This window comes from Shewanella eurypsychrophilus (assembly GCF_007004545.3).
Lineage (GTDB): Bacteria > Pseudomonadota > Gammaproteobacteria > Enterobacterales > Shewanellaceae > Shewanella > Shewanella eurypsychrophilus.
Genome location: NZ_CP045503.2, coordinates 685,450 through 711,763, shown reverse-complemented (window position 1 = coordinate 711,763; position 26,314 = coordinate 685,450). Strand labels below are relative to the sequence as shown.

Below are 26,314 nucleotides of genomic sequence, written 5' to 3'. Positions count from 1 at the left end.
ACAAATATAGTATTCGCTGCCCATTTCTACAGCGGGCTTATGAGCATTGTTAACCCTTACAAGAAGCAAGGGTATTGTGGTAAACCACATGAAGGAAGTGAGTGTGATCCTACGCAGGATTATCTATAGGGATTGCCGGGAAACTGTGAGTTGTCGCAGAGCAGTATGATGAGAATACAACAAATATTGGATAGCCTATGTTCAAAATAGGTCGTCACCAAAACAAAGTAATATTAATCCCTTAGGGAAGCTCCACTTCAAACTCATGTTTATTCCTTTGATTTATCTCTCTAGGCAATAGAATTGTTACCACACAACCCTGTGCCCAAGTAGACTCTTTAGACTTGTTGTTATTCTCTATTTTAAACTCGCCGTTATGTTGATTGATAACATCTTTACAGATGGCTAGCCCTAATCCAAGACCTTCATCTTTGGTGGAACAGAATGATGCCATCAGTTCACTGGCTTCTCCCTGTAAACCCGGACCATTATCTCTCACACGTACTCGAACTTGGGTATCCTCAAAATCGAGGAATACACAGATCTGCTTATCCGCAGTGGCCATCGCACTCATGGCATCTAAGCTATTCTTGATCACATTGACTAATACTTGACTCAGGCCCACCTCATCACCTTGTATCGAGTAGAACACGCCATGGGTTTCCTGCGCCAGTGCTATATTCTGTCGATCAAATTCACGTCGAAAAAGCACTAAGGAGTTATTAATAACATCACTTATATTTAGCGCTTCAGCATGGGTTTTTCGCCGCTTTAGCAGACCTCTTATACGGTGTACGACGGCCCCAGCACGCACAGACTGAGCATTTATCTTGGCCAATAACTCATAGAGCTCGGAGCCTCCATCGCCTCTGTTGTTTAATCGCATCATGCCTCCCTCACTGTACTGAGTGATCGCTGCTATAGGTTGATTCAACTCATGGGCGAGCCCTGAGCCTATTTCACCTAAAATTGCGGCACTTTGCATTCGCTCAACCTGCAAGGCTTTATCCTTTAATTGTCGCTCTGTCTCAAGCAAGTATTCACTCTTCTCTCTGAATTTATACTCAAGCCAAAGGTGATAGATGGTAGAGGCGACAAACAGCAACAAAAGGGCGAATCCCCACTCCTTGTTGCGCTCCATCCACTTCAGTACAGTTTTATGTAGTGGCGGAGGTGGCATCTTAAGCTGCAGTTCTTTAAATAGCTGTATCACCTTAAATTGGCTAATTGGTGCAGTCCAGCCTGAGTTTTTAGCTGTGATGGCTGCAATATGATCGGCAGGAAGATCATAGAGCGCCTGGGCGATCTTTTGTGTGATCAGAGGTGACACCGTATCGGCAGAAGCAAAGGACCAATTCGGGTAAAGTTGTGTGCTCACAAGGCAATCACAACCCTCGGGCTTAGTCGGGTGGATCACCCTAAAGTCTGCCTTATTGACCATTCCTTGATCGATCATCTCTTCCAGGGTACAAAAAGGGGTAATTGCAGCATCGACTGTCTTATCTCTCACCTGATAAACAATGGGTTCTAAAGGAAAACCTAAGAAACGCATAGAGCCAAAAAAACGCTCAGGGTTGTAACCCACCTTATGCAATAGGCCTATTGCGGCCTGATAACCACCTAACGCCTGGGGATCGCTGGCAACGATATGTTTGCCTTCTAAATCTTTGAGGGTATAAATCTGACTATCGGCACGCACTATGATGGTTGAGCCTATTGCAAAGGTGGTTTGCTGATGCTTAAGACTTTTCATGGTCGCTAGCCATGACAGCGGAAAGTGCCCGCTAAGGTTCAAATATTGACCAGGATTGGTGACGATAAATTGGATCTCATGACTCAGTAACTGACGGCTCATCTCATCAAAATCGACAGGCACCACTTCAAAATGTGTCCCAGGCACTTGTTCACTGAGATAATCCATGGTCATCTGCCAACGCTCTATCCCCTTCTTCACACCATGATTGGCGAGTACTCCAACTTTAAAACGCTCTATGTTTTCCTCTGCATCAATGAGCTTGGGTTGCGCTGAGGCACTTATACAAAAAAGAAGAGTAAAGAGAGTAAGAAAGTAGTGAGGTAATCGCATCATCTGTGCCCGGCTGTGGTTCTAGGGCAAAGATAATTCAATCCACAATAAAATACAGAGAGCCAGTCTCAAGTATTCATAAAACATGATATTTATATAGTGATCTCCATCCTAAACTGGCGTTGAACCATTGAGACTAGAGCGCCATAAGGCTAATCTAAAGTCAGTACAATGCCATAGAGAATCTAGAGCCTAATAATGATACAAGTTGATCTCACTCTGCCCGTTTACTTAGTTGATGACGATGCGGCGATCTTAGACTCATTGAGTTTTATGCTGCACCAGTTCGACTACGAAGTCACTGGGTTTAACTCTGGTAGCCAATTTCTCAAACAGATAGATCTGCAACAAGCTGGCTGCGTTATTCTCGATAGCCGCATGCCTGAAATCACCGGGCAGGAGGTGCAATCCAGATTACTTGATGTGGATAGCCCACTAGGGATTATTTTTCTCACCGGTCACGGTGATATGCCCATGGCAGTGGATGCATTTCGTAAAGGCGCCTGTGATTTTTTTCAAAAGCCAGTACCAGGCACTGAATTAGCCGAAGCGATTAACAAGGCTTTTATTTACAGCCAGCGAACCTTTGAAGAACAGTCACTGAAATGCAAACTCCTCACTCTCTCTCCCAGAGAGCATCAGGTACTGCACTTGCTTACAGAGGGTAAAACCAACAAGCAGATCTCTGAAGCGCTATTTCTATCCTTACGCACCATAGAGGTCCATCGTGCTAAGGTGATGAAGAAGCTTGGGGTGCACAACATTGCCGAGCTAGTCAATGCGACCCGACAATGAGCGTGTTTAGTGATAAATGAAAATCTCAGTTGATTATCTCAACAAACCAGCCACTTTATGTCGCCGCTTGGTAGTTAGGATAATCGATGTAACCTTCTGCGCCGCCCCCAAACAGTGGCCCCTTATCGAAATGAGCCAAAGGTAGCTGATTACACAGACGATAAGGCAAGTCAGGATTAGCAATAAATGAACGTCCAAATGCGACGAGATCGGCATATCCCTTAGCTAAGATCCCATCGGCTCGATGAACATCATAACGCCCCGCCACGATAATGGTGCCATGAAACACTTCCCTGAGTTCAACGCGAAATGATTCTGGGATCTGCGGCGCATCGTCCCAATCCGCTTCAGATAAATGAACATAACCGATATTCATCGTGCCTAATTGCTTAGCGGCTAACAAAATCGTCTCTACAATTTCAGGGCAGCCCATATCTTTAAAGGTCACAAACGGGGCTAACCTGACACCCACTTTTTCGGCTCCAATTTTAACACTGACCGCTTTGACTATTTCGATTAAGAAGCGAATACGTTTCTCTGGTGTTCCTCCATATTCATCAGCTCTATGATTAGAGTTGGTGCGTAAAAACTGATCGATAAGATAACCATTGCCACCGTGAATTTCGACCCCATCAAATCCGGCATCGATGGCATTTTTTGCCGCTAAGGCAAAGTCATTGACCACACGATCGATATCCCCTTGGTGCATTTCTCGAGGCGTCGGACAATCTACCATCTGCCCCTCAGGGTTGGCCTCGTCTACTACCCAAACTTGAGTATCTGTCGGCTTTATAGCCGATGGGGCTATCGGTGCCTGTCCCCGCTGAAAAACAGGATGAGATACTCGCCCCACATGCCAGAGCTGATTGAAAATAGTGCCTCCGGCCTGATGCACTGCCGACGTGACCTTTTTCCACCCCTCGACCTGCTCAGGGGTGTAGACTCCCGGCGTAAAAGAATAGCCCTGACTATCATCAGAGATCTGAGTGGCTTCGGTGATTATTAACCCCGTCGAGGCCCGCTGAGCATAATACTCGGCCATCATCTCATTGGGCGTATTGCCTGGCTGAGTCGTTCTCGAACGTGTCATCGGTGCCATCACCATACGATTACTCAATGACAGATGTGATTTTTTATAGGGGGTAAAAAGGCTCATAATAACTCCTGATGATTGAAAACATGAGCTAAGTCTACCCCTGTTAACAAATTTTGATAATTAGGCTATTATTGGAATCATTTTCAAAAAATATTTGATATGTATCATCTCAAAGATCTCCATCTCGCCATCAGAATTGCCGATCTTCAAAGCATCTCTGCAGCCGGTCGCGAACTAGGTATGACGCCAGCGGCGGCCAGCGCTGCGCTTCAGCGGCTGGAAAAACTGATAAACTGTCAGCTGTTCTCTCGCTCTACCCGCTCGATGACACTCACTCAGGAAGGGCAGGTCTTTATCGAGACAGGCCGTAAAGCGCTGGAGTTACTTGAAGGTGCAAATACAGCCCTAGCGGATAACCGAGGAGAACTAAAGGGAGAGATACGTATCGCGCTACCTTCAGATCTAGGACGAAACCTCATCCGTGGCTGGCTCGATGATTTTGCCAATCAGGCTCCCGATCTGACCCTCACTCTCTTGTTTGGCGATCATATGTCAGATCTTATCAATCAGAACCTGCATCTGGCACTTAGATATGGCCAGCTTGAAGACTCTAATCTTAAACGCCGTCAGCTAGCCATGACCCATAGGGTTGCCATAGCCTCCCCCGATTACCTCGCTAAGAGCGGAATACCCAAACACCCAAATGAGCTCAACCAACACCAAATATTGCTCCTCAATCGAGGCGGAAAACCTTGGAATAAGTGGCGATTCAGCCATAAGGGTGAAAGCTATGACACCCATGTCAGGGCCAATAAGATAAGCAATGATGGCGCCGTCATTCGTGACTGGGCCTTAGCTGGTGAAGGCATTGCCTATAAGAGTTGGCTGGATGTTGCCGCGGATGTGCACCAAGGCAGGCTGGTATTACTCTTTCCCGATCAGCTGGCCGAGAAGATCCCACTGCAACTCGTGTATCTGCAATCCGACTACCCAACACTAAAAATCAGAAAAACCATAGACTTTATCATCAAACGGATAGAAGAGTTTTCAGAGACTTTTCCCTTGATAGTTAAGTAATCCCGCTTTATAGCACTGCACAAACCTGCCACGAATTTAACCACCCCTGCGACAGCTTGTCGCAGTTTGGCGATTAGGCTTTGTCACTCTTCTCGTTGACTGACACAATCCGCCGCGAACCAAGATGGTCACATCAAAAACAAATTATCAACAGATAAATCAACGAAGATAAATACTATGACATTGCGCTTATCAATTATCTCACTTTCGATCTTTTCAGCTCTTTTTTCATCTACCAAGGCTTTCGCCGACGATGCTGGCTTCGAAGTTATCGAAGTCACTGGTCATCAAGAAGGCAGCTATAGCTCAGTTTCGGCAGATACGGTCGCACCAAAAGCCGATATCAGTGGCTTACTGGAACAAATTCCCGGTGCAGCAGTCAATGGTAATGGCCCGCTAACTGGCATAGCCCAATATCGCGGACTATATGGCGACAGAGTCAATACTCAAGTTAACGGTGTCACCTTAGCGAGCGCCGGCCCGAATGCCATGGACTCTCCACTAAGTTATGCCAGTTTAGTCAATAGCGAACGCCTTGAAATGACGCGAGGCATAGCACCGGTATCAGCTGGCACCGATACCATAGGCGGTAGCGTCAAGGTCATAGAATCTCAAGCTAGCTTCGATGAAACCAGTGGCAAAATAGCGGCACAATATCAGGATAATGGTCAGCGTGGTCATTTAGGCGCTAAGGCCAATATCGGTAACCAAGATCATGCCCTACTGGTTTATGCAGACATACTCAAAGGCGATGAAAATACCACCTCGGGTAATGGCAGTGAAATTTCACCCACCACATATGACAAGCAGATGTTTGGTGGTCAGTACCGCTTCAATCTGGGAGCATCGAGTTCAGACAATGAGTCTATTGCCATAGGCTATCAGCACGTTGAAACCAACGAAGCCGGAACGCCGGCACTGCCTATGGATATCGACTTTATCCGCAGTGACAGGGTCAAGCTAGAGGGTGTTCATGACCTCTCTAACTGGGAGCTCAATTGGCATCTGGCCTACAGCGATGCAACACATGGCATGGACAACTTCAGCCAACGCATGAAGATGCCCTCCATGAATGCCAGATACAACAGCGCCGACAGCACCAGCTTCGATGGCCTGATATCTATAGGCAAAGACGCTTGGCTATTCGGAGTCGATACTCAGCTTAGTGAACATAATTCAGTGATAACCGATCCCACCATGGCCATGTTCCATGTGGATAATTTCAATGGTGTAAAAGACGATACCTACAGTGCCTTTGCTCAGTGGCAACAAGATATCGGCCAGTGGAATTGGCAACTGGGCGCACGCGTTAAGCACTACCTCACCGACGCCGATGAGGTAGAACACTCTATGGCCGGCAGCATGCCTGCGATTAAGATGCTGATGGATAGGTATAACAATGCCGACCGTTCGCAATCTCAAACCGGTGTCGATCTTGTGCTTAATGGCCGTTATCAAGTGAACAGCGAGCTGAGCTGGATTTTAGGCTTGGCCAGTAAACAAACCAGCGCCAGCTACCAACAGAGATACCTATGGGTACCAATGCAATCAACCGGCGGCTTGGCAGATGGACGCACCTATGTCGGCCAGATAGATCTGAACTTAGAAACAGCCTATCAAGTCGAAGTCGGCGCTGATTACGCCAGTGGCGACTTCAGCCTCAGTCCGCGTATCTTCTTACACCGCATCAATGATTATATTCAAGGGGTTGCAGCAACAGACCCGGCAGTGATTATGGCGGCGCAGATGATGGGCGATGACAACCCTATGCAGTTTGATAACGTCGATGCCCAGCTATTTGGCATGGATCTCGCTGCGGCTTATCAGCTTAGTGACAACTGGAGCCTAGATATGAATGCCAGCTATGTGAGTGGTGAGCGTCGTGATATCGACGATAACCTCTACCGAATCGCTCCACCTAAGGTCATGTTTGGATTAAATTATCAAAACGGCAACTGGCAGGCAAGAGTCGAAGGCCTAGGTGTCAACGCTCAGGACAAGGTATCTGAGACTCAACTTGAAGAAACGACTGCCGGTTATGGTCTGATGAATATATCTCTTGGCTATGACGCTGACAGTTGGATGATTAAAGCTGGGGTCAATAACCTGTTCGATACCGAATATGAAGATCATTTAGCCGGTTATAACCGAGTCATGGGTGGTGATTTGACAGCTGGCGAACGCATGCCAGGCACAGGCATGAACGCTTGGCTAACGGGAGAATATAGATTTTAAGATGTTAAATCCTAGGTACTAGATCCTAGTACCTAGGATAGATAAACTAGCTGATATCAAGTTTTCCCTGCTTACGGATCAACATATCTTTATCGGCACTATCGAGCATAGACATCAAATCCAGCTTTAAATCCACTGTCACATGCCCTATGGAAACAGCATATTCAGGTAGGGAGCGACTCTCAGTGGCTGATGCGATACCTTGCATTATGCTCTGCTCTATTTTAATCAGATCATCTTCTTGCTCCATGACGACCAAAGCAACAAACTCATCACCGCCCATTCTACCGATCACATCAGTATGTCTTACACACTCACCCAGCGTGTTAGCCAAGTGTTGGAGCACTTCATCGCCAACATTATGGCCGTGAATATCGTTGATAGATTTGAAGTCATCGATATCAATATAGAGCAAGCCTAATCGACCCTGAGTACGTTGTGCCAGCTTAATCCTTTGCTCTGCTAACACAGAAAAACCACGTCGGTTATTGATATCACACAAGGGATCGGTGATCGCTAGTTTTAACATCTGCTCATAGACGCCCAACATGGATAGATCTGCTTCGAGAATATCCTTCAGATGACGGATCAACTCAAGATAGGTCTCTTGATAATCTGTCTGTTTATAATCCATCACACAAAAGGTGCCAAACGCTTTACCATTGGGCCAAAAAACAGGTACACCAAGGTAAGATGTAAAGCCATCTTTATGGACTTCAGGATTGCTGTCCCAGCAAGGGTCTATTGGGGCATTAGAGACATACAGCTCTTCACCGGTTTCTACTATTTTACGGCAGAAAATATTAACCTCAGGCTCAATAACGATCCCAGCACTATAGGGATTTGACTCCTGCTCACTGGCAATCGTCACCTGAAAACCGGAAGAGGTGTGTTGCACCAAAAAACCGGCTGGCGCATCGAACAGTTTGGCCAGTAAATTAACCGTCTTTTGCCATTTTTCGATTGAGATAAGATCGTTTGGATTGTCGAGTAAAAACTTATCCGTTTCAAATACTGAGCTATGAGTCATCTTATGCGACCTATTCCAGCTGTCATTAACAACAAGCTACAGTGAAACACCCTATAATCATAGAATAAATGAGTGGATTTACTTATACAGACTCATAAAGAAGAGCATTTGCCTGCTTTTACGATACAGGCTTCTTCAACAGCTTTCGCTGTAATGTCCGCCTGTGCATACTCAATTGACGAGCTGTTGCCGACACATTGCCCTTATTAGCAGTCAACACCTGTTGAATATGCTCCCACTCCAATCGTTTGGGGTTAAGCGGCTCTTCATCAACAGGAACAAGTAACACATCTTCGGGCAGTGCATTAAGTGCATGAAGCAAGGTCTGAGTGTCGACAGGTTTTGCCAAATAATTATTTGCGCCCAGACGTATTGCCTCAACTGCGGTAGCAATACTCGCATAGCCAGTAAGCAGCACCATCAACACCTGAGGAAGGTGTTGCCTTAAAGGCTCAATCAGTGCCAAGCCATTATCTTCGGCAAGCTTCATATCCAGCAATATATGTGTGGGTTTAAACTGCCTGGCAAGCAGTAATCCCTGAGTTGCATCGTGAGCAAGCTGACACTCGAAATCATATCGCGTTAAACGTCTTGCTAGTACGCCAGCAAAGGCGAAGTCGTCCTCTATGATCAATAATCTATTGTTTTCTGTCACATGCTCTCCACAAGGTTACCAATGAATACAGCGCTTATCTAATGCTCTATGACTGGCAGGGTCACTTCAGCCACCGCGCCACCTTCACTATGGCTACCTAGAATTAAGGTGCCACCTAGTCGTTCAAAACTAGCATGGCTTAGCATCAGTGCCATCCCCATACCTGTTGGACTATCGATTAGTTTATGACCGAGTTGAGACAGCAAGTGTTTGGGGATCCCGATACCATAGTCACGCACTCTAACCCGCAAATTTAGATATTCTGGTTCTATATCAATTTCGACTTTGACACGCTTCTCACCGATTTGGTCTTCACTGGCACGAGCGGCATTTTCAATCAGCGAGAGTAGTGCTGGCAGCAAACTGGCATCAGTAAAAATGTGGCTCTGTTGAATCTGTGGATCTGCCACCAACTGTAGTTTAAGCTGCGGCATTAACAGCGTCACTTGCTGCCTCAGCATAGCTATCAAGATACTCGTCTCAACCTCTACCTGCTTCTGCTCTCGAATAGACTCTGTAGCCAACCTAAGCTCTGTAAGCGTTGTTTCACAACGAGAAAGGGCCACTTCCATCTCTTTGATGGAGGGAGAGTCAGTAACGAGATCTTCAGCCACTTCTTCGACCAATAAACGCAAGCTAGATAGTGGGGTCGCCAATTGGTGTGCCATCTGCGCCGATGCGGTGCCTAATGCTAATAATTTCTCCTGCCTAAGTTGTGCCTCTCTCATATAGGCCAGCTCTGCGTCTTGTCGACGCATGCGTTTAGCAATAAAGGCGACACTGGTCGTTAATACCAGTGCTGAAATGACAAAGTTGAACCACATGCCTAAATAGTGAGACCCCATATCCATACCGTGATGCTGCATCTGATTATCAGGCACAGAGTAGAGCATTAAACTATAGGCAATGGTTGAAATGAAGCTCAGTGTCCAAGGTGCCCAGCGGGGCAATGTTACCGCCGCAATTGCAATAGGCAACAACAATAGGGAAATGAATGCATTCGTTGCACCACCTGAAAAATACAGCCAAGTGATCCAAAAAGCGGTATCTAGCAATAGCGCAGTAAACAAGCCAGAGTCCTTTGACATCATGGGCTGCCTGATCGCAAACGTTAATGTCAGATAAGCGCCTTCAAGCAAAAGAGCGTAATTGAGTACAGGGCTATGAATGGATAGACCAAAAGTTTCGGCGGCAAAAAATGTCAGCCCTAGCTTGAGCACTAAACCAAATATTCTCAGAAAAGCCAGCTGATCGGAGGCTTTCAAACTTGGCACTAACTTATGAGGCATAATTAATCTACTTTCAATCCTATTTTTGCAAGTGCCGTTGGTGACTCACCAAGAGATGCTAACATTCCCTCGCGGAATAATACCTTAGATTGAATGCCAAGCTTAGCGAGCCTGTCACAGATTAAGGTACAATCTTTAGGACGTTTAGCACTGTCGGTTGGCTCTGAAACCGATTTTAAATGCTGAGTGCTATGCCCAAGTATCTCCCCTAAGGAAAGCAACATCTGATATTTACTCATGGTCTCTGTACCACTGAAATGATAAATACCAGACAGATCGATATGATTAAGCTTCAGCTCAATCATCTTCTCAATCGCCTGAGCAATATCTTGGGTCGATGTAGGACTTCGTACCGCCCAATGATCAACCTCTTGAGTCTGCTTATCCATTAACTGGTTAAGCAGGACCAAGATTGCGGACTCAGAGACCTGTTCAACTCGACCATAGAGAATAGGCAATCTAAGCACGGCAAACTCATTGGACGCTTTTAGCAGCGCCTGCTCACCCTTCCATTTCGACTCACCGTAGAAGTTAACCGGATTAGGCATATCTGACTCAGAATAACTGGGCTCAGTGCCATCGAATACATAATCGGTAGAGATATAGATAACCCAGGCGCCGTGCTTTTTGGCTGTCTCAGCGAGCGCCTTGGTCGCACTGACATTGAGTGCTAATGCAGCGCTTGGGTTTTGCTCCGATACATCGGGGCGACGCTCGGCGGCGCAATGTACAATCACATCGGGTTTATGCTGTGCAATAAATTGTGCTATCTCATCTGCATGGGTGAGATCTAACTTGTATATACCAGCTTGAGCACGACTAAATCCTGTGGCAATCACTTGATGCTCAGTCACTTTTTCAAGCTGAGATTTCACAGCCCTACCGAGTAAACCTGTCGCACCGGTTATCATTATTTTAGCCATTTTCATCTCCAAGCTGCTATAAATGTTCTACACATATAAACTAGGCTCACTGAATATCAAGCTTATTCAATAAAGACGGATAACCCCAGCCATTTTCACCAGGGCTGACTTGCTCACCAGTTAAAAACTCATACAGGGTCGGCGCCAATGAACCATTCTCTTCAATCTTGAGTGTGCTGGCATTGGGCCCTATTGGCATGCCCCAGAAACCGATGAAGGCATCTTTCTCAGAAAAGCTCTCTCCTGCATGGCGACCCGGAACCTTAGTGTTAAAACCGATCCCCGCTTTGGGGAACAGGTTAATGGTACCGGCCCGCGTTTCATCGTATAGCCTGGCAAGCTGATTCACCGAATCGGGGCGGGAAGTAAAACGTGTTAAATCACGCCACTGCTCGACATTGCACCAGGAGTTTACATCATCGGCTTTCGCCTGAGTAATACATAGATTTTGCAGCTCAGAAAAGTGTTCTATCTCAGCTTGAGAGGGAGAGTTTCGATATGGATTTAGGCTGGTGATATCCAGTAACTTGGGCGAGCCTCCCTTTGCGCTTGAGTAAAACAGTTTATCTCCTCTGCGCTCCACCAGCTCATCGTGTCGCACACCATCACGATGCCCAATCAATCGCACCAGGCAGCCCTCAGCTTGACAAGACCTTTGCCTAAGCACCATATAATCCAGCGACTCTGACAGGCTATTGACCGTCTCGGTAACAATATCGACAGTATCGGATTGCATTGGTGCATTGATAGGTGTCCAGTTAATCAGTTCACTGTAAACTGGTTGTGCCTCCCATCCTGACTTAGCATTGAAAAAGTCCATCATCATGTTGCCACCAGCCGTCGAGGCCACAACCACATCGATACCTTTATTGCTCTCATAATTTAGCGCATTGGTGATCTTTGGACCTTCTCCCTCATCGGAAGAGATCTTCTTAACTAAAAGAGGGTAGCCAAGCTTCTTCGACAAGTTATCAAACACTTGCCTCTCAGGATTAAGCGCGTAAAAAACCGGAGACAGACCATGGTCGCCTGCCATCCCCCACAAGGTTTGATCATAAATACCTGCATTTCTATAAGCCTGTTCAGTCTTCTCTAGCCAAAAATCTAGTCGATTCAACTCACCGGTGGGCATGATAATCTCATCACTGAAAGGCCCGGTAAAATGTGCAAAATGATCCGGCCAGGGATTATAGATCAAAGTATGATCTGGCATGCCTTGGCCATCGAGTTTCGCCAATTCAGAAATCGCTTTCTCTATCTTCCATTTTTTGGTTAATTTCGTAAAAACATCCACAAACCAGATACCTTGATAACCGCGAATATCCTCGATAAGCTCAGCTCTATCCTTCTTCAATTTAACTTCAACCTTAGCCCGCTCCTGCAACTCTCTTATACAGCGCTTCTCACCATAATCACGCTGCACTTCACCCAAACCTAAGTTGACGAGACCGTCGTAGCTAGTGTGCGCATTCCAATCATATTGGCCATTACAGTTGAGTGTGATCAGATAAGCTAAACGATCGAACATGGTTCTGACGCCATGGCTCTCCATCAAGCGGTCGAGTTGTAGCGCATCATTACCAAAAAAGTAATAGGCGCGATCCCGATCGCGATCGACAAAATGGAAATTAGGGATCCCCGTTCCGCCCTCTCCAGAGACCTTGGCTCCGGTCTTGATAATAGGCAAGTTACGTACACTAATAGTCGGCGTAGATGAGATACCTACTTGCGTTATAGAATGAGGATTATCACGATATAAGCGTTTAAAGAATGGCAAGTAATTTGGATCGCGATATGCTTCCTTAGCAAGCTGAGCCATAAACTTAACCTGTTGTTGATGCTCTGGCTCTTGGGTAACCTCAGTTTTAGGCTTAACTGCGGCTCTCTCTTGATGCAACTGATAGGCCTTATGGATAAAGGGTTTAGACTGATCCACTAAGCCTTCAATTAAACTTTGCTGTAATCCATCGACAGTCACCTGTACCGAATGTCGGCGCTGCTGTTGTGACTTCAAAAAAGCGATCAAGTCATCACTATTATCATCGAAAGTGTCCTGCATCCAGGCATTTAATGCCTGCTCCCGCTCTGTCTGAAACACAAATTGACGGTAAGCCTTGAGTACATTTAAGCGCACAAAATCTATCAGGGTAACAGTTAACGCCTGAGCCTTATTATTGACCTTACTGCGGTTTTCTGGCTTATCGTCTGCGATGATGGCAAGCACCGAGGCTTTCATCTCGCCCTCATCCATACCACCGGCCGCATCGGACATGATATCGATAATGATAGGCTGTATTTTATCGACTAATTGCAGGTCAGCCGGGTTATTCGTGAGATAGGTATACTTAGCTGGCACAGCATCCATATCCTGCCACATACCAATATCTACCAGAGCATCATATATGGTGACCATAGATGCGATAAACTTACGATCAGCTTTTATGCCTTGGGCTTGGGCACTCTGGTGTTTAACAGATGTCTGTTTAGCCGATTCTTGCTTAGTTAATCTTTGGTCAGCCGAAGAAGAGCTTTCCTCCTTTACTCTATCGGCGGTCTTATCTTTTACTGAGCCAGAACCAAAATGGTAGAGACTATGTTCGAACTGCTTGAGCTGTTCTTCATCATAGATACTTGCCAAATATTGCTTAAATTCATCTTCACTATTCAGACCGGTATAACGGTCGTAAAAACGATAAAGAAAATGACCCAGAGGGATCGCATACGTCGGATCGCTTAGCTGAGCAATCACGCGAGCTTTAACCTTTTTATCCAGAGGCAAGGTTAGGATATACGCATCAAGCGAAAGTCCGCCAATAGTAAACAGGGTGATATCTCTCGTCAGCTTAGTGGAATAACTTAAGGATGAGACAATCTGATCTCGCATGATCTCACTGGCATTAAATACACCCCCGATAACAGGCGTATCACCGATATCAGCCCAAGCTGCGGAACTTAACAAAGAAACAGAAAGCAGGGCCCATTTACCTAAGCCACTCCAAGAAGTTTTAGCACCAATATCCATATACGCACATAACCACACAAATCACAGAGGCTGCAATAATTACATACTTCATCGACAACTAATATCTCGATTATCTACAATTTACGTACCAATACCGACTTGTTTTTCAACGCTATCGATTGTCAATAAAAAGCGCGTTAAAATAGGTCTTATCGTTCAAGTTTAAAATGAGGGGATACGATGGAAAACAACCAACCTTGCTTAGCCTTGTTCGATTTTGACGGCACCATCACTCACTCCGACATGTTCTCTAAATTTATTCGCCATTCGGCCAAGAAGAGACGATTTATAATATGGGGCAGTCTTATCCTGCCCTTCTTTGTCGCTTATAAAGCGGGTCTATTTCCAGCTCGAGTATTGCGTCCTATGGTCGCCTATATTGCGTTTAAAGGTCGCTCAGTTAAACAGCTTGAATCCTTAGGGGCTTATTATGCTCAACACATTATTCCTCTTCATCTCAGAGATATCGCCCTAGATAAAATACGCTGGCATCTTAGCCGCGGTGACAAAGCCGTACTCGTTTCAGCATCGTTAGATATCTATTTAAGATCTTGGTGTGACGCCATGGAGATAAGCCTGATCTGCAGTGAGATGGAGAGTCTGAATGGTCATTATTCTGGTCGCTATTTAGCTGGCGACTGTAGTGGTGATAAAAAAGCCAACAAGGTTAAGGCTCAATTCACCCTCGCAGACTACCCCAAGGTCTATGCTTACGGTGACACCCATGAAGATCTATCAATGTTAGCACTGGCCGATGAGGCATATATGAACTGGAAACGCCTTAACTAAAGCTTGCTGACGATTAATATTTTGCAAATTTAATCCTTTTGTTTAATCTGTTAGCTCACTCATCACCTCTGGAATCGACACTCAATGATGCCCGCAGCATTACCCTTAGTCCTTGCAGGTCCAACACTTCGTCATTGCGATCAAGATAACTTCACCCTGTGGCTTGTCAGCTCAAAGCCGATGAATGAACTGACCTTAACCCTTGCTAAGAAAAAGTTAGTCCTGCAACAGGAGCAGTGCCATGAAGTCCAGCTTGGAGAAAAGGCCTGGCAGTATCTTATTCAGGTTGAGCAGAAGGATTTTCTTTGTGTCGATTCTGCAATAGCTTATGAGTTAACCGATAGCCAGCATGGGGCGCTATTTAGCAGTATCCAGCAGCTAAACTATCAAGATAAAAAAAACCCAGAGTTTGTTATCAAGCCTCAAATAGATAACTTGCTACACGGCTCCTGCCGTAATCCTCATCACCACAGCGGTGATGCGCTCGTGGCTGCCGATACCAGACTCAGCCAAGATCTCAGCATTGAAGCGCGCCCCTCTCTACTGATGCTTAGCGGCGATCAAGTCTACGTCGATGACATTGCCGGGCCGATGATCTATGCCATAGGTGAAGTCATAAAGCTATTGGGCTTACCGCAAGAGAAATTTAACGATGCAGCCCTCAGTGGAAGTGCTGCTATCAGCTACCATCCTGCAGCCCTATATCAGCGACAAAAAAATTTACTGCCTAAGACACAATATCAGGCAAAAACGGCGATCAGGCGTTGGTATATCAACCATCCCATCTTCACCTCATCATTGGCCGAAAACCACCTGATCACTTTAGGTGAAATCATTGCCCTGTATTTACTGACCTGGTCACCCGAGCTCTGGGATCAAATAGAGATCCCTAAAGAGGTTGCAGGCTTATCTGTGGCAAACAACACCCGCTGGAATAGGGAGTGGCTACATCTGCTGGAGTTTAAGGCAGGACTCCAGCAAGTCAGACGCTTAATGGCACACCTGCCAACCTACATGATTTTTGATGATCATGATGTCACCGATGATTGGAACCTGACCGCAAAATGGGAGCAAGCCGCTTACGGGCATCCCTTCTCTAAACGTATCATAGGTAACGCACTGATAGGTTATGCCCTATTTCAGGGCTTAGGCAATGCTCCGAAAAAATTTAAAGCGCAAATAACACCACTCATCGATGCCCACTTTTCTCAGCCAGATGAAGCAACACAAGACAGACTCATCGATGAACTGCTCAAATTTGAGCATTGGCATTACACCTTAAAGACATCGCCTAAATTGGTGGTGTTAGATACTCGAACTCACCGCTGGCGTAGCGAGTCTAACCTAGCAAAACCATCTGGTCTGATGGACTGGGAATCCCTGATGGAGTTGCAACAGGAGTTAGTTGGCCAGAGTAATGTCATCATCGTCTCGGCGGCCCCTATGTTCGGAGTCAAACTCATCGAAACCGTGCAACGTACCGCTACTATGCTTGGCGGTTCATTGTTGGTGGATGCCGAAAACTGGATGGCCCACCCAGGCACTGCCAACACCTTGTTAAGCATTTTTCAACACAGGAAAACGCCGGAGCAATTTGTGATCTTGTCAGGCGATGTCCATTACTCCTTTGCCTATGACATTCGTATACGATTTAGAAAAGGTGGCCCTAAGATTTATCAGATCACCTGTAGCGGCTTAAAAAATCAATTCCCAGAAAAGCTAATTCCTATCTTCGATAAAATAAATGGCTGGCTATATGGCCACTTTTCGCCACTGAATTTTTTCACCAAGCGTAAACGCATGTCCATTCGTGGCAGGCGCCCCAATGGTGCACGCAGCAAGCGCTTAATGAATCAGAGCGGAATTGGGATGCTTGATTTAGCTAAAAATGGTGCACCGACTAAGATTGCCGTGCTGCACACAGATATGAGCGAAACTCACTTTGACTCACCAAGAAAAGAGTAGCGAGTTTGACACTGCTTCCCCCAAAAAAATTAGCCAGCCTTGGAATGAAGGCAGGTTACATTTTTTGTTGATACGACTGTCTTTCCGGCAAAGCTTTTGAGCCGGAATCTAGCATTTGTTGGATGGTGTGTTTGAAAGTCGTACTTTCATTGCTATCTATCACCTGCAGTGGGCGCATGTGTAAGTAATCTCTCGGTACGCTGTAAACCCATCCTTGGGCGCTCTGCGATTTCATCCCTGAAATCGAAGTTCGCAGCCGCTTCTACACTGGGTGTTCTACAGAAAGGGGGATCTTCAATTCGAGCATAATATCACCACGGAGCGCTTCGCTTACACGAAGAACACGGAGGTAAAGATGAAGAGTTCCAGAGGCTTTCGCTGTTGCCTTTCTCCGTGGCCCTCCGTGTTCTCCGTGGTGAATCCGCTTTTGTTCAGTTTTAAAATATCTGTTGAGTTAGGGCGAGTGCACTAGCTCACTAATGTCCATAAACATGTTTAGCTGACACATTAATACTTCAAATCGAAGAGATGAATAATCCGATGTAGATACGGCTGTGGGCTTCCAAAACTGGGCCGGAAATGTTCCATACATTTTCCGGCATTTCCACCTTCCATGGTGGTCAGATGTTTTGGTAGAGCTTACAGGGACTGTACTTGCAGCGTTCCACAGAAGTATCTACATGTAAGGTCACTCATTCACATCTGACCCATAGGGATATGGGAAATGTCTTGAGATGCCGGGAGCATCTCTGACCGTGTGATCGTGACATTCGTAAATCCATTTACAGCACCTGCTGCAAGCAATAAACACCAATGAAGCTATGGTTCTCAATAAACTAACCAAATAACAAAACCAGCCCAATGAATCCACAATAGAGATTTCAGGAACTTGTTATCTGACACTTGCGAAGAGTGACAGCTACCTTGAAAAACACCAGCAACGTCACTCATGCAGATTTATGTTTAATTTCCAGATGGTTGTGATGGCATGCTTACAGGCGCTGAAACGGGCTGCTCAGTGCCGGGTCTCGGGTGATGGGCATATTCAGGGTTGGCATTGGGTGCCGATCTTGGTGCTCGGTTGGCATTCGGCGCTTGACGCGGAGGGTGGCTAGGATCATTAACGGCTGAAGGTTTACTATCTTGCTGTGGTTCTGAGGCCGACATAGCTGCCACCTCCATAGTTCCTGCTTGTGCCTCATGCTGTACTTCTTGCTCTACTTCATACTGTACTGGGGTCACTGGTGCACTCATGGAAACAGGCGCCATTGGCTTTGCAGAAGATTGGGCTACTTGTGCTACTGGAGAAGCATCCGTAACCTTCTGAGAAGCTGATTCAAGAGAGGCAGGCTCAGAATTTAAGCTTTGGTAGCCAATCGCAGCGGCAACCGCTACAGCGACCAATGTAATTGAGATCAGGGCTGATTTATTCATTATTATTATCCTTGTGTTGTTTATAGTAGATCTTGTACGCACTAACTCTGTTAAACATTGAGCATAAACAGAATATTAAGCTAACCAATAGCATCTACTCCCCGACCACTTTCTGAGGTAATGAAGGTTACTTGCTCGCTCATCATATTGATGAGTTAAGCCACTCCAGCATAGAGACATGCCGATAAAAAAACAAGCTTGGGATATTTTATACAAAATTGACTATGTGCATTCAACTTAACCAAGTAAAGATTTAAACCCTTCACACTCAAAACCCTCGCATTCAATATCTAGTGCTATTCCAGTCACAGGGTCTTGAAATTTCAGGCGCTTAGCCACGAGTTTCAACGGACGAGTATAGTCGTCATCTGATTTCGGCTGCAATTGCGGATAACAGCGATCATTGAGAATCGACATACCTAAACTTTGCATATGCACTCTTAGCTGATGGGTACGCCCTGTGATTGGCGATAATTTAAATAAGCCAATATCACCTTTAATATCGATAAGGCTGATTTCTGAATGAGTATTTGACTCCCCATCCACCACCTGCATAGTAAATGAGGGCTCACCTTTCACCATGCGATTTTTTACTGTCCAATGAAGGGGAAGTTGCAACTCGCCTTGCTGATTTTTCGCTAATAGCTCAGGCGTAAGCTTGGCTAATGCCTGATATTCTTTAGTTATTTGCTGGTTCTTGAATAGGTCGTGATACTGAGTGCGAGCCTCAGGCTGAACAATAATCAGCACAATACCTGCAGTCGCTCTGTCTAACCTGTGCGCTGGCACTAATGTCTCAATCCCCGTTTTCATTCGCAATCGATTGATCAGGCACTCATTGACAAAATTGCCACTGGGATGAAGGGCTAAAAAGTGCGGCTTAAACGCTAAGATAATCTGCTCATCTTGGTAGAGCACCTTTTCTTCGAAAGGCACCTTAGTTTCGGCTTTCACTTCACGATAATAATAAACCCGAGCCCTAGGTATAAATGGCGTATCGACAGCAATGAGGCTGCCATCTCGCCAGTGCACCTTACCGTCAATAATACGCTCTCGCCAAACATCACTGCCTATCTGATTAAAACGTTCCACAAGAAAACTCAATACCGTGGGTTTATCGGCAACACTTTCAGGTAAAACGACATAGGACGCTTGAGAAGCACGAACAGATGAAGGCATGATAATTCTAATTAGATCGGATTAAAGACAAGTTATTTTAACAGAAAAGAAGCGGCTAGAGCGTGACTTCGTCACTGGCAAGGACGGGCTTCGCCCTTCGAGGACGCGGCAAAGCCGCTGCGAGAATGCGAGTTCGGCTGAGAAGCGCCTCCGAGTACGGAACTTCGTTCCTGCGAGCTCAAGAAAAGTCAGAAGAAAAAAGATTTTGCAATTATCTCGTAGGGAACTTGTTCCCGTTCTCGAAGTGAGTTTACGAACGGACTCGAAGCGCAGCGTTCTCGAAGTGAGCTTGCGAACGAGCTCGAAGCGCAGCGGCCTCGAAGTGAGCTTGCGAACGCTCTCGGAGCGAAGCGCTCCGCACATTAGTTCACATGTGACTTGATTAGCTCTAGTACGAAGTTCATTGTCTTATGACAATCAGGCTGATTGAGCAATACCTGTTTATCTTTGCTGTACAAGGGCAGCACTTCTAACCATCGTTGACTGACCCAAGCTGCATCATCTAAGTGCAGATTTGAATATAGGCCAAATAAGTCAGGGTTTACTTCATAGAACTGCTCTAGTGCAGCACTAATGAGCTCAAATTCACCTTTTATCGGTTCTTCACACCAGTTGCTACAAGGTAAGGTTCTGGAAATCCATACTCCATCTCTTTTCTGCGCTGCAGACAAGACTTTTACTCTTTGCTTTCCTTCGAGCACGATCCCCAAAGAATTATCATCTAGCTGATTAAAATCAATGACTTCACATTGAGTCGCATTCGGGTAACAAGGAGGTTTGCCATTAGCCATAAACATGCCAAAAGCCAGTTGACACTTGCCTTTAAGATTATCTGCTATCACTTGTAGATAAGCTGGATCCACGACTCGGATCTCTAACCTTCCTTCGGGTAATAACACCGCATCCCGCGTGATTAACGCCATCTCCTGTGTGCGCATAGTAACCTCCAGCCTCAAGGCCAGGTAGCCGAAAAAAGCGTACCAATTTCTCGTTAATTAACAGCAAAGGTAATAATCATAAAGTGTAGCAGTTACAGAATTTACTGCTGATTGACCCCTTTTGCTTGCTAACACCATTTTTCACATAAAAATACAGCTCAAATCTCTCCTGCTTTTACATTCTATTAGACACAGATAGATAGCGATTTGTTGCAGTGATTTATTACTCCTTAAATGTTCACCCCTCACTCTTATAAAAGAGAGCATGCCATCTGGATTAGAAGTGTTCTAGGTGTTGCATAATTGAGCCCTTAGCCATCACATCTGCAAACTCATCGGCCAGCACTTCGCTCATTGAGATAGCCTTATACCAGTAAGCCATTCTTTCATCGCTCGAAAAATGTTTAAAATCACTACGATCGGGTAACTTTCCATAGGGTAGAGAAGAAAGATATTCCTCACTCGGTGTGAGAATAAGTGCATTAGCATAGTTATGCCGAGCCTGGCGCCATGGCAGAGATTTATCAAACCAACCTGGGGTGATCTTAGGATAAAAGTGCGGGTAAATGGTGAGACCTTTTGCATGGGACAGTGGCAAGTCAAAATGATAATCGGTAATGCCACCATCATAATAATGCCCTTTGGGTGCACCAGTAATCTCGGTCACAGGTGCAAGAACCCAAGGAATAGAACCTGTAGCTAGCAGCACTTGGGCAATATTATCTACGCTTAACATAACCTGTTTACTGGGGAGATCACTGAGCGCATTAAAGGGGGATGCTTCATCATTTGAGCTAAAGAGAAAGCGTTCAAAATGCATGCCTAAAGTTTGACGACTGATCAAATTGCTTGCCGCTGTGGTGGCCAGACCTAAGCTTAATGCCAACCGACTGGACAAACGGTTTAAATGCTTCCCTCGACATGCTAAAAAGTGACTCTTGATTGTCTGATTTTCGACGATATCTTTTCCCACAGCATCCCCAAGTAGACCGCGAATAATCACCTTCACTTGCTCAGAGACATCAAAAGATGTGGGCTTCACATCATATTTTTGGCCGATATATAACTCCTCTAACCTGGAATACGCCGCTAGAGGATTATCTTGCGCCAAGCAAGCCAGGCGCCAAGCCCCAGAAGAAGCACCGAGTGTATGCAGAGGCGCTTTTCTCTGTTTAAAAAACTCACCAAATAGATACTTGTCTAATCCGGCGATACCAATCCATTTTGGACCACCAGAAGCTGCCAATAGTTGACTAAAGAGTTCAGGTTTTAATCCGTTATCGGCGATTTGTTTATATGCGGTCGGTCCCGCGAGAAAACGTAGGGCTGGCAAATCTATTTTCCTTCACAATGTATTTCTGAGACATTATTTAACAAAAATTAACTTTTTAAAATAGTAGGAGTACTATAGCCTCAAGGAAAGGAAGTCTTGATAAGGAATATCACAGATGGAAGACACTAATATTCGTCCCTTCAGAAAGCTGAGCATAATCATCGCGATTATCTCTAGTACCTACATAGGGTTTATTATAAAAGTCAGCTCTTTTGACACCAGTTGGGATCTGATCATTCCAGCCTTATTTGTCTGCACCTGTATCAGCTGGATCTATTTTATCTGGCAACAAAAAATTCAATTTACCCCTGAGTCGGTTAGGTTTATTAAACTTTCCTTGGAGAGTGATTGGGGGCCTGCAAAAGACCTCTCAGTTAAATATGATGAGATCAACTCGGTACGCTTGCTTGGCGATCATTTATTTATCCATGCCACCAAGGGCAAGATAAGCTTTCCACTTAAGCCTAAATCTAAAATCACTAAGCAATTAAAAGCGGCGTTTGAGCTAAGAGATATCCCCTTCGAGATAAAATCTTGCCTAATTCCTAATAAATAGATGCTAGGCGCTAGCAGTTTGAGTCCCTTATTTATCCAAATCTCGACTCTTAAGTACTCTGCTTTATAACTGCTCTTGTATAAAATGGTATGGCCGCTACACTCATGCCTAATACACACTAGCAATAACCAAACAGCCCGAGATAATCATGATTGTCGATACCTTAAATAACAAAGACCTTTACTCGCACATTAGCCCACGGATCACAGCAGCCTTAGCCCACTTGGCAGAAACTGACTTCACCTCAATGGAGCTTGGTAACTACGAGCTAGATGGTAAGAATCTGATTGTTATTGTTAATGATTACGAAACCAAGCCTCGCGAAGTAGAACCCTTTGAAGTTCACCAGCAATATATTGATGTCCAGTATGTGGTTAGCGGTGAAGAGGAGTTTGGCTACCTGCCACTGGCAGAGCAAACTCCCTCAAGACCTTATTTTGAAAAACATGATTACGCCGAATTCGACTACGAGAGCAATAAAGCTGATGCGGCCTTTATACCGTTAAAAGCAGGAATGTTTGCTGTATTCTTTCCCGATGACATGCATATGCCGGGCACCAGTGCATCACCTCAGCAAGTGCGTAAGGTTGTCATCAAAGTAAAGATATAACACTGGCAAAATAGGGCTTTATATCTTATATGATGGCTAAGCCCACCTCACAAAAATAGCTTATTTTAAAATCCAGTTAACACTCTGAATACCCAGTCTGAACTTAACGAATGTAAGTACGACTAATCCTAGAGACATTAACCTTAGAGAATAACTACAATGAAGAAACGGACTTTCCTTACCCGCTTAGTCACAACAAGCCTTGTTGTGACGGGACTGTTTTCATCCCTGACTCAAGCCGCTATTTCAACTGACTCATTACAAGACATCAAAGCAGTACAGTTTAATAGCGACACTGTGATCACAGCAGGACTGCCCAGTAAGGCAGAGTTTGAAAAACTTGCCTCTGCAGGTGTCGAGGTGGTTATCAACCTCATTCCAGATGGCAATTCAAGTGGCCATACTGATGAAGCTAGCCTAGTTAACAATGTAGGCATGCAATATGAACAGATCTCAGTGGATTGGCAGCAACCTACAATGACAGATGTGGAGCACTTTTTTGACATTATGGATGCCAATGCCAATAAAGATATCCTGGTTCATTGCGCAGCAAACTATCGCGCTTCAGCCTTTTATTATCTTTATCAAATTAAGCAAGGCGTAGCAGACAGCCTAGCCTATAAGCAGCAAACTCTTGCACCTTGGGGCGATTTGACACAAAGCCTACAAGAATATCCACAGTGGGATACATTAATCGAAACGGTTAAAGCCAAATATCAGCACTAAATCCATGATGGCCCTATAAAAAGGGCCGTCATCTAACAACGTCCCCCTTCTGGCTCAATTGATTCAAGCTAGACAAGCCAAACCCCCTATAAATTCACGCCCGTTAAAACACGTTCAAAAACTAAAAATGTGATCTTGATCATTCAAGCTAAACTGCTAATATAACCACATCGAATTACATATTCCATATAGTTATATAAGCTTTTATACCTAATAATTAAAAATCATTTATATAGCTAAAAATAAAATAACAATACGAGTCCCTTATGAGTCAAGCTATCCACTTAAGCCAGATCTACCTAGATGCTAACGCCACAACGCCTGTACTTCCCCAAGCGGCACAAGCCGCACTCACAGCAATGGAAGACTTGTTTGGCAATCCAAGCAGCAGCCATATCACTGGCCTAAAAGCTAAGAACATGATGGAACAAACACGTCAAAGGGCTAAGACTTTACTAGGGACTGGTAAGGGCAAGCTCATTTTCACCAGTGGCGCGACCGAAGGCATTCAAACCGGTATTCTTTCAGGATTAATCAAGGCCAGAGAGAATATCGAACCTGGAAAAAATTACTCGATTCTTTATGGCGCCACAGAGCACAAAGCCGTACCAAATTCGCTGGAGCATTGGAATAGTATCTTGGGTCTCAATGCCGAGATAAAAGCCATTCCCGTCGACAGTTTAGGTAATCTAGACTTGGAGTTTATTGCACGAGAAGTGCCTAACGCCCTGATGATCTGCACCATGGCAGTTAACAACGAAACCGGTGTATATCAAGACCTTCAGCGACTCGAACAGACAATTAGAGAACACAATGCCGATACCTTCTGGATGGTTGATTGCGTTCAGGCTCTGGGGAAACGTCCACTAAAACTAAGCGAAACCAGCATCGACTACGCCCCATTTAGCGGCCACAAACTCTATGCACCTAAAGGCATTGGTTTCATCTATATCCGGGACTCAGCCCCCTTTACTTCTTTTATCGCAGGTGGTGGACAGGAGGGTGGATTACGTTCAGGCACAGAAAATCTACCAGGGTTTGCCGCACTAAATGTGATTTTCGAGATGCTGCTAGACCATGAAAACTCCTGTTTCTCGACTGCTGAAAAACTTGAGCAATACAGACAACAACTGGTGTCGAGTCTGACAGCGGCTTTCCCTGAGATAGTGTTCAACCACAGCTTCGAAAACAGTGTAGCCACTACGCTTAACTTCGCCGTTCCGGGCTTTAGCAGCAAGGAGCTCATGGACCTATTCGATGCCGCAAATATTCGCGTCAGTTCAGGCTCGGCTTGTAGCTCTAAGGTTACCCGTAGTTTCGTACTCGATGCCATGGGGCTTCCAGCATGGCAGAGTGAGTCGGCTATTCGCCTCTCTTTTGGTCCAGCCATGACTCAAACTGAGGTCGATGAGGCCTGTGACAGAATTCAACTTGCAGCCAGCGCCTTAACCCACAGTTGCCTGATGCTAGATGACACTCAATTAAGTGATGATAGAACTCCACTCGATGGCTTAGTACAGCTCAGGGGCGGCGCAAGCTGTACCTGGATCTATGCAGATCTGAAAACTAAACAGGTGTTGATCATCGATCCGCTGCCCGAGCTCGAGAAACGTATCAACACCCTGCTCGAGTGCCAGCAACTAGCGCCAATCGCCATTATCGATACCCATGGCCATGCAGATCATATCTCAGGCCGCGTCGCCTTGGCCCAGAAGCACCTTAAGCAACAGAAGTGTGATCACTTAGGTTGGCCTGAGTCGAGTGCTAAAATACAAATTGATGGCATAGCACTCGATATGATCAAGTTAGGTGAACTCTCGCTGGTTAAGGTCGCCTCACCGGGTCATACCGATGACAGCATCAGCCTCTTGCTAACCTCAGACATCACTAAGCTAAAGAGTTCGACGCATTTCGCCTTCTGTGGCGATACCGTACTCATGGGCAGTCTGGGTAGAACCAACTTCGAATCAAGTAGCTCAAATAAAATGTTCCACAGCTTGAAGCAACTCGAACAGTTAATCGGCCCTAACACCTTACTCTGTGCCAGCCATGACTATAACAACGAATTTACCACCAGCTTGATGGCCGAAGCGGCACGTAACCCTCTATTAGAGGGGGCACTCAATGGCAAGCTATCTGAAGCTGAATTCGTCACCGAAAAAGCTCACTTAGACGCTAACCTTAATGATGAAGTCGGCACTGAGATAATGTGCGGTGCTTATACAACTGATTGCCAAAAAATGGCCATTAAGGAGTACGATGCAAGTAATCTGCAACAACTTGCTCAGTCGGAGACTATCAAGTGGATCGACATTCGAGAGCCCCATGAATACGCGCTACAGCACTCGCTTGGCATAAAGACAATGGCATCTGACAGTATCAATGTTCCCATGACTCGTCTGGTGCAGTTTATCCAGCAACATCAAGATGATAAAAGCAGCGAGTGGGTATTAGTCTGCCGCAGTGGCAGCCGCTCGCTAGTGGTCGCACAAGCCATGCAACGCTTAGGCTTTAGTAACATCGCACACCTTAAAGGTGGTTACGCCTTAAGCAGCTAATACTCTGCTTACTTTTCA

The 26,314-nt window shown here is 45.5% G+C and carries 20 protein-coding genes; 9 read left to right on the top strand and 11 right to left on the bottom strand.

The annotated features are described in order from the left end of the window. Positions 1-241: 241 nt before the first annotated feature. Positions 242-2,086: a sensor histidine kinase gene (locus tag FM038_RS02880; protein ID WP_142872900.1), complete on the bottom strand. Its 1,845-nt coding sequence runs from the start codon at positions 2,084-2,086 to the stop codon at positions 242-244. 198 nt (positions 2,087-2,284) lie between these two features. Between FM038_RS02880 and FM038_RS02875 the strand changes: the two genes are divergently transcribed. Beyond that, complete coding sequence (locus FM038_RS02875) at positions 2,285-2,881, top strand: response regulator transcription factor (RefSeq protein WP_142871872.1); 597 nt, start codon at positions 2,285-2,287, stop codon at positions 2,879-2,881. 55 nt (positions 2,882-2,936) lie between these two features. Here the strand turns inward: FM038_RS02875 and FM038_RS02870 are convergent, their stop codons facing one another. Next, the gene (locus FM038_RS02870; protein WP_142871871.1) at positions 2,937-4,037 is read right to left on the bottom strand and encodes an alkene reductase; all 1,101 of its coding nucleotides are present in this window, start codon (positions 4,035-4,037) and stop codon (positions 2,937-2,939) included. 99 nt (positions 4,038-4,136) lie between these two features. On the opposite strand from FM038_RS02870, the gene FM038_RS02865 reads away from it, so the two are divergent. Together FM038_RS02865 and FM038_RS02860 are read left to right on the top strand one after the other, a co-directional pair. After that, positions 4,137-5,054, top strand: coding sequence for a LysR family transcriptional regulator (locus FM038_RS02865; protein WP_142871870.1), 918 nt, complete (start codon positions 4,137-4,139; stop codon positions 5,052-5,054). A gap of 177 nt (positions 5,055-5,231) precedes the next feature. Further along, complete coding sequence (locus FM038_RS02860) at positions 5,232-7,289, top strand: TonB-dependent receptor plug domain-containing protein (protein ID WP_142871869.1); 2,058 nt, start codon at positions 5,232-5,234, stop codon at positions 7,287-7,289. A 46-nt stretch (positions 7,290-7,335) separates the two neighbouring features. Here the strand turns inward: FM038_RS02860 and FM038_RS02855 are convergent, their stop codons facing one another. From FM038_RS02855 to FM038_RS02835, 5 genes are all read right to left on the bottom strand, one after another. Next, on the bottom strand, positions 7,336-8,319 hold the full coding sequence (locus FM038_RS02855; RefSeq protein ID WP_142871868.1) for a sensor domain-containing diguanylate cyclase: 984 nt from the start codon (positions 8,317-8,319) through the stop codon (positions 7,336-7,338). 118 nt (positions 8,320-8,437) lie between these two features. Further along, positions 8,438-8,974 (bottom strand): response regulator transcription factor, encoded by a 537-nt coding sequence (locus tag FM038_RS02850; protein WP_142871867.1) that lies wholly within the window; start codon positions 8,972-8,974, stop codon positions 8,438-8,440. 38 nt (positions 8,975-9,012) lie between these two features. Beyond that, complete coding sequence (locus FM038_RS02845; RefSeq protein WP_142871866.1) at positions 9,013-10,263, bottom strand: sensor histidine kinase; 1,251 nt, start codon at positions 10,261-10,263, stop codon at positions 9,013-9,015. Positions 10,264-10,265: 2 nt separating this feature from the next. Beyond that, on the bottom strand, positions 10,266-11,186 hold the full coding sequence (locus FM038_RS02840) for a dTDP-4-dehydrorhamnose reductase family protein (protein WP_142871865.1): 921 nt from the start codon (positions 11,184-11,186) through the stop codon (positions 10,266-10,268). A gap of 46 nt (positions 11,187-11,232) precedes the next feature. Next, positions 11,233-14,208 (bottom strand): alkaline phosphatase family protein, encoded by a 2,976-nt coding sequence (locus tag FM038_RS02835; RefSeq protein ID WP_142871864.1) that lies wholly within the window; start codon positions 14,206-14,208, stop codon positions 11,233-11,235. A 180-nt stretch (positions 14,209-14,388) separates the two neighbouring features. On the opposite strand from FM038_RS02835, the gene FM038_RS02830 reads away from it, so the two are divergent. Both FM038_RS02830 and FM038_RS02825 read left to right on the top strand, forming a co-directional pair. Then, positions 14,389-14,997 carry an HAD-IB family hydrolase gene (locus FM038_RS02830; protein WP_142871863.1) on the top strand — a complete coding sequence of 203 codons (609 nt, stop codon included), beginning with the start codon at positions 14,389-14,391 and terminating at the stop codon, positions 14,995-14,997. Between the two features lie 87 nt (positions 14,998-15,084). After that, positions 15,085-16,962: an alkaline phosphatase D family protein gene (locus FM038_RS02825; protein WP_142872899.1), complete on the top strand. Its 1,878-nt coding sequence runs from the start codon at positions 15,085-15,087 to the stop codon at positions 16,960-16,962. Between the two features lie 963 nt (positions 16,963-17,925). On the opposite strand, the gene FM038_RS02820 is transcribed toward FM038_RS02825, so the two are convergent. From FM038_RS02820 to FM038_RS02805, 4 genes are all read right to left on the bottom strand, one after another. After that, positions 17,926-18,396: a hypothetical protein gene (locus FM038_RS02820; protein WP_142871862.1), complete on the bottom strand. Its 471-nt coding sequence runs from the start codon at positions 18,394-18,396 to the stop codon at positions 17,926-17,928. 237 nt (positions 18,397-18,633) lie between these two features. After that, a complete protein-coding gene (locus FM038_RS02815) occupies positions 18,634-19,575 on the bottom strand; it encodes a pseudouridine synthase (protein WP_142871861.1) in 942 nt (313 codons plus the stop codon). A 362-nt stretch (positions 19,576-19,937) separates the two neighbouring features. Further along, on the bottom strand, positions 19,938-20,513 hold the full coding sequence (locus FM038_RS02810; RefSeq protein ID WP_142871860.1) for an LON peptidase substrate-binding domain-containing protein: 576 nt from the start codon (positions 20,511-20,513) through the stop codon (positions 19,938-19,940). Positions 20,514-20,790: 277 nt separating this feature from the next. Further along, on the bottom strand, positions 20,791-21,846 hold the full coding sequence (locus FM038_RS02805) for a patatin-like phospholipase family protein (RefSeq protein WP_142871859.1): 1,056 nt from the start codon (positions 21,844-21,846) through the stop codon (positions 20,791-20,793). 115 nt (positions 21,847-21,961) lie between these two features. Between FM038_RS02805 and FM038_RS02800 the strand changes: the two genes are divergently transcribed. The 4 genes from FM038_RS02800 to FM038_RS02785 all read left to right on the top strand — a co-directional run bounded on the left by FM038_RS02800 (position 21,962) and on the right by FM038_RS02785 (position 26,296). Further along, a complete protein-coding gene (locus FM038_RS02800; RefSeq protein WP_142871858.1) occupies positions 21,962-22,402 on the top strand; it encodes a hypothetical protein in 441 nt (146 codons plus the stop codon). A gap of 148 nt (positions 22,403-22,550) precedes the next feature. Then, positions 22,551-23,012: a NanQ anomerase/TabA/YiaL family protein gene (locus FM038_RS02795; RefSeq protein WP_142871857.1), complete on the top strand. Its 462-nt coding sequence runs from the start codon at positions 22,551-22,553 to the stop codon at positions 23,010-23,012. 159 nt (positions 23,013-23,171) lie between these two features. Beyond that, on the top strand, positions 23,172-23,738 hold the full coding sequence (locus tag FM038_RS02790; protein ID WP_142871856.1) for a protein tyrosine phosphatase family protein: 567 nt from the start codon (positions 23,172-23,174) through the stop codon (positions 23,736-23,738). Between the two features lie 266 nt (positions 23,739-24,004). Then, entirely contained in the window at positions 24,005-26,296 is a 2,292-nt protein-coding gene (locus FM038_RS02785; protein ID WP_142871855.1) for an aminotransferase class V-fold PLP-dependent enzyme, read from the top strand. The last annotated feature ends 18 nt before the right edge of the window (positions 26,297-26,314 follow it).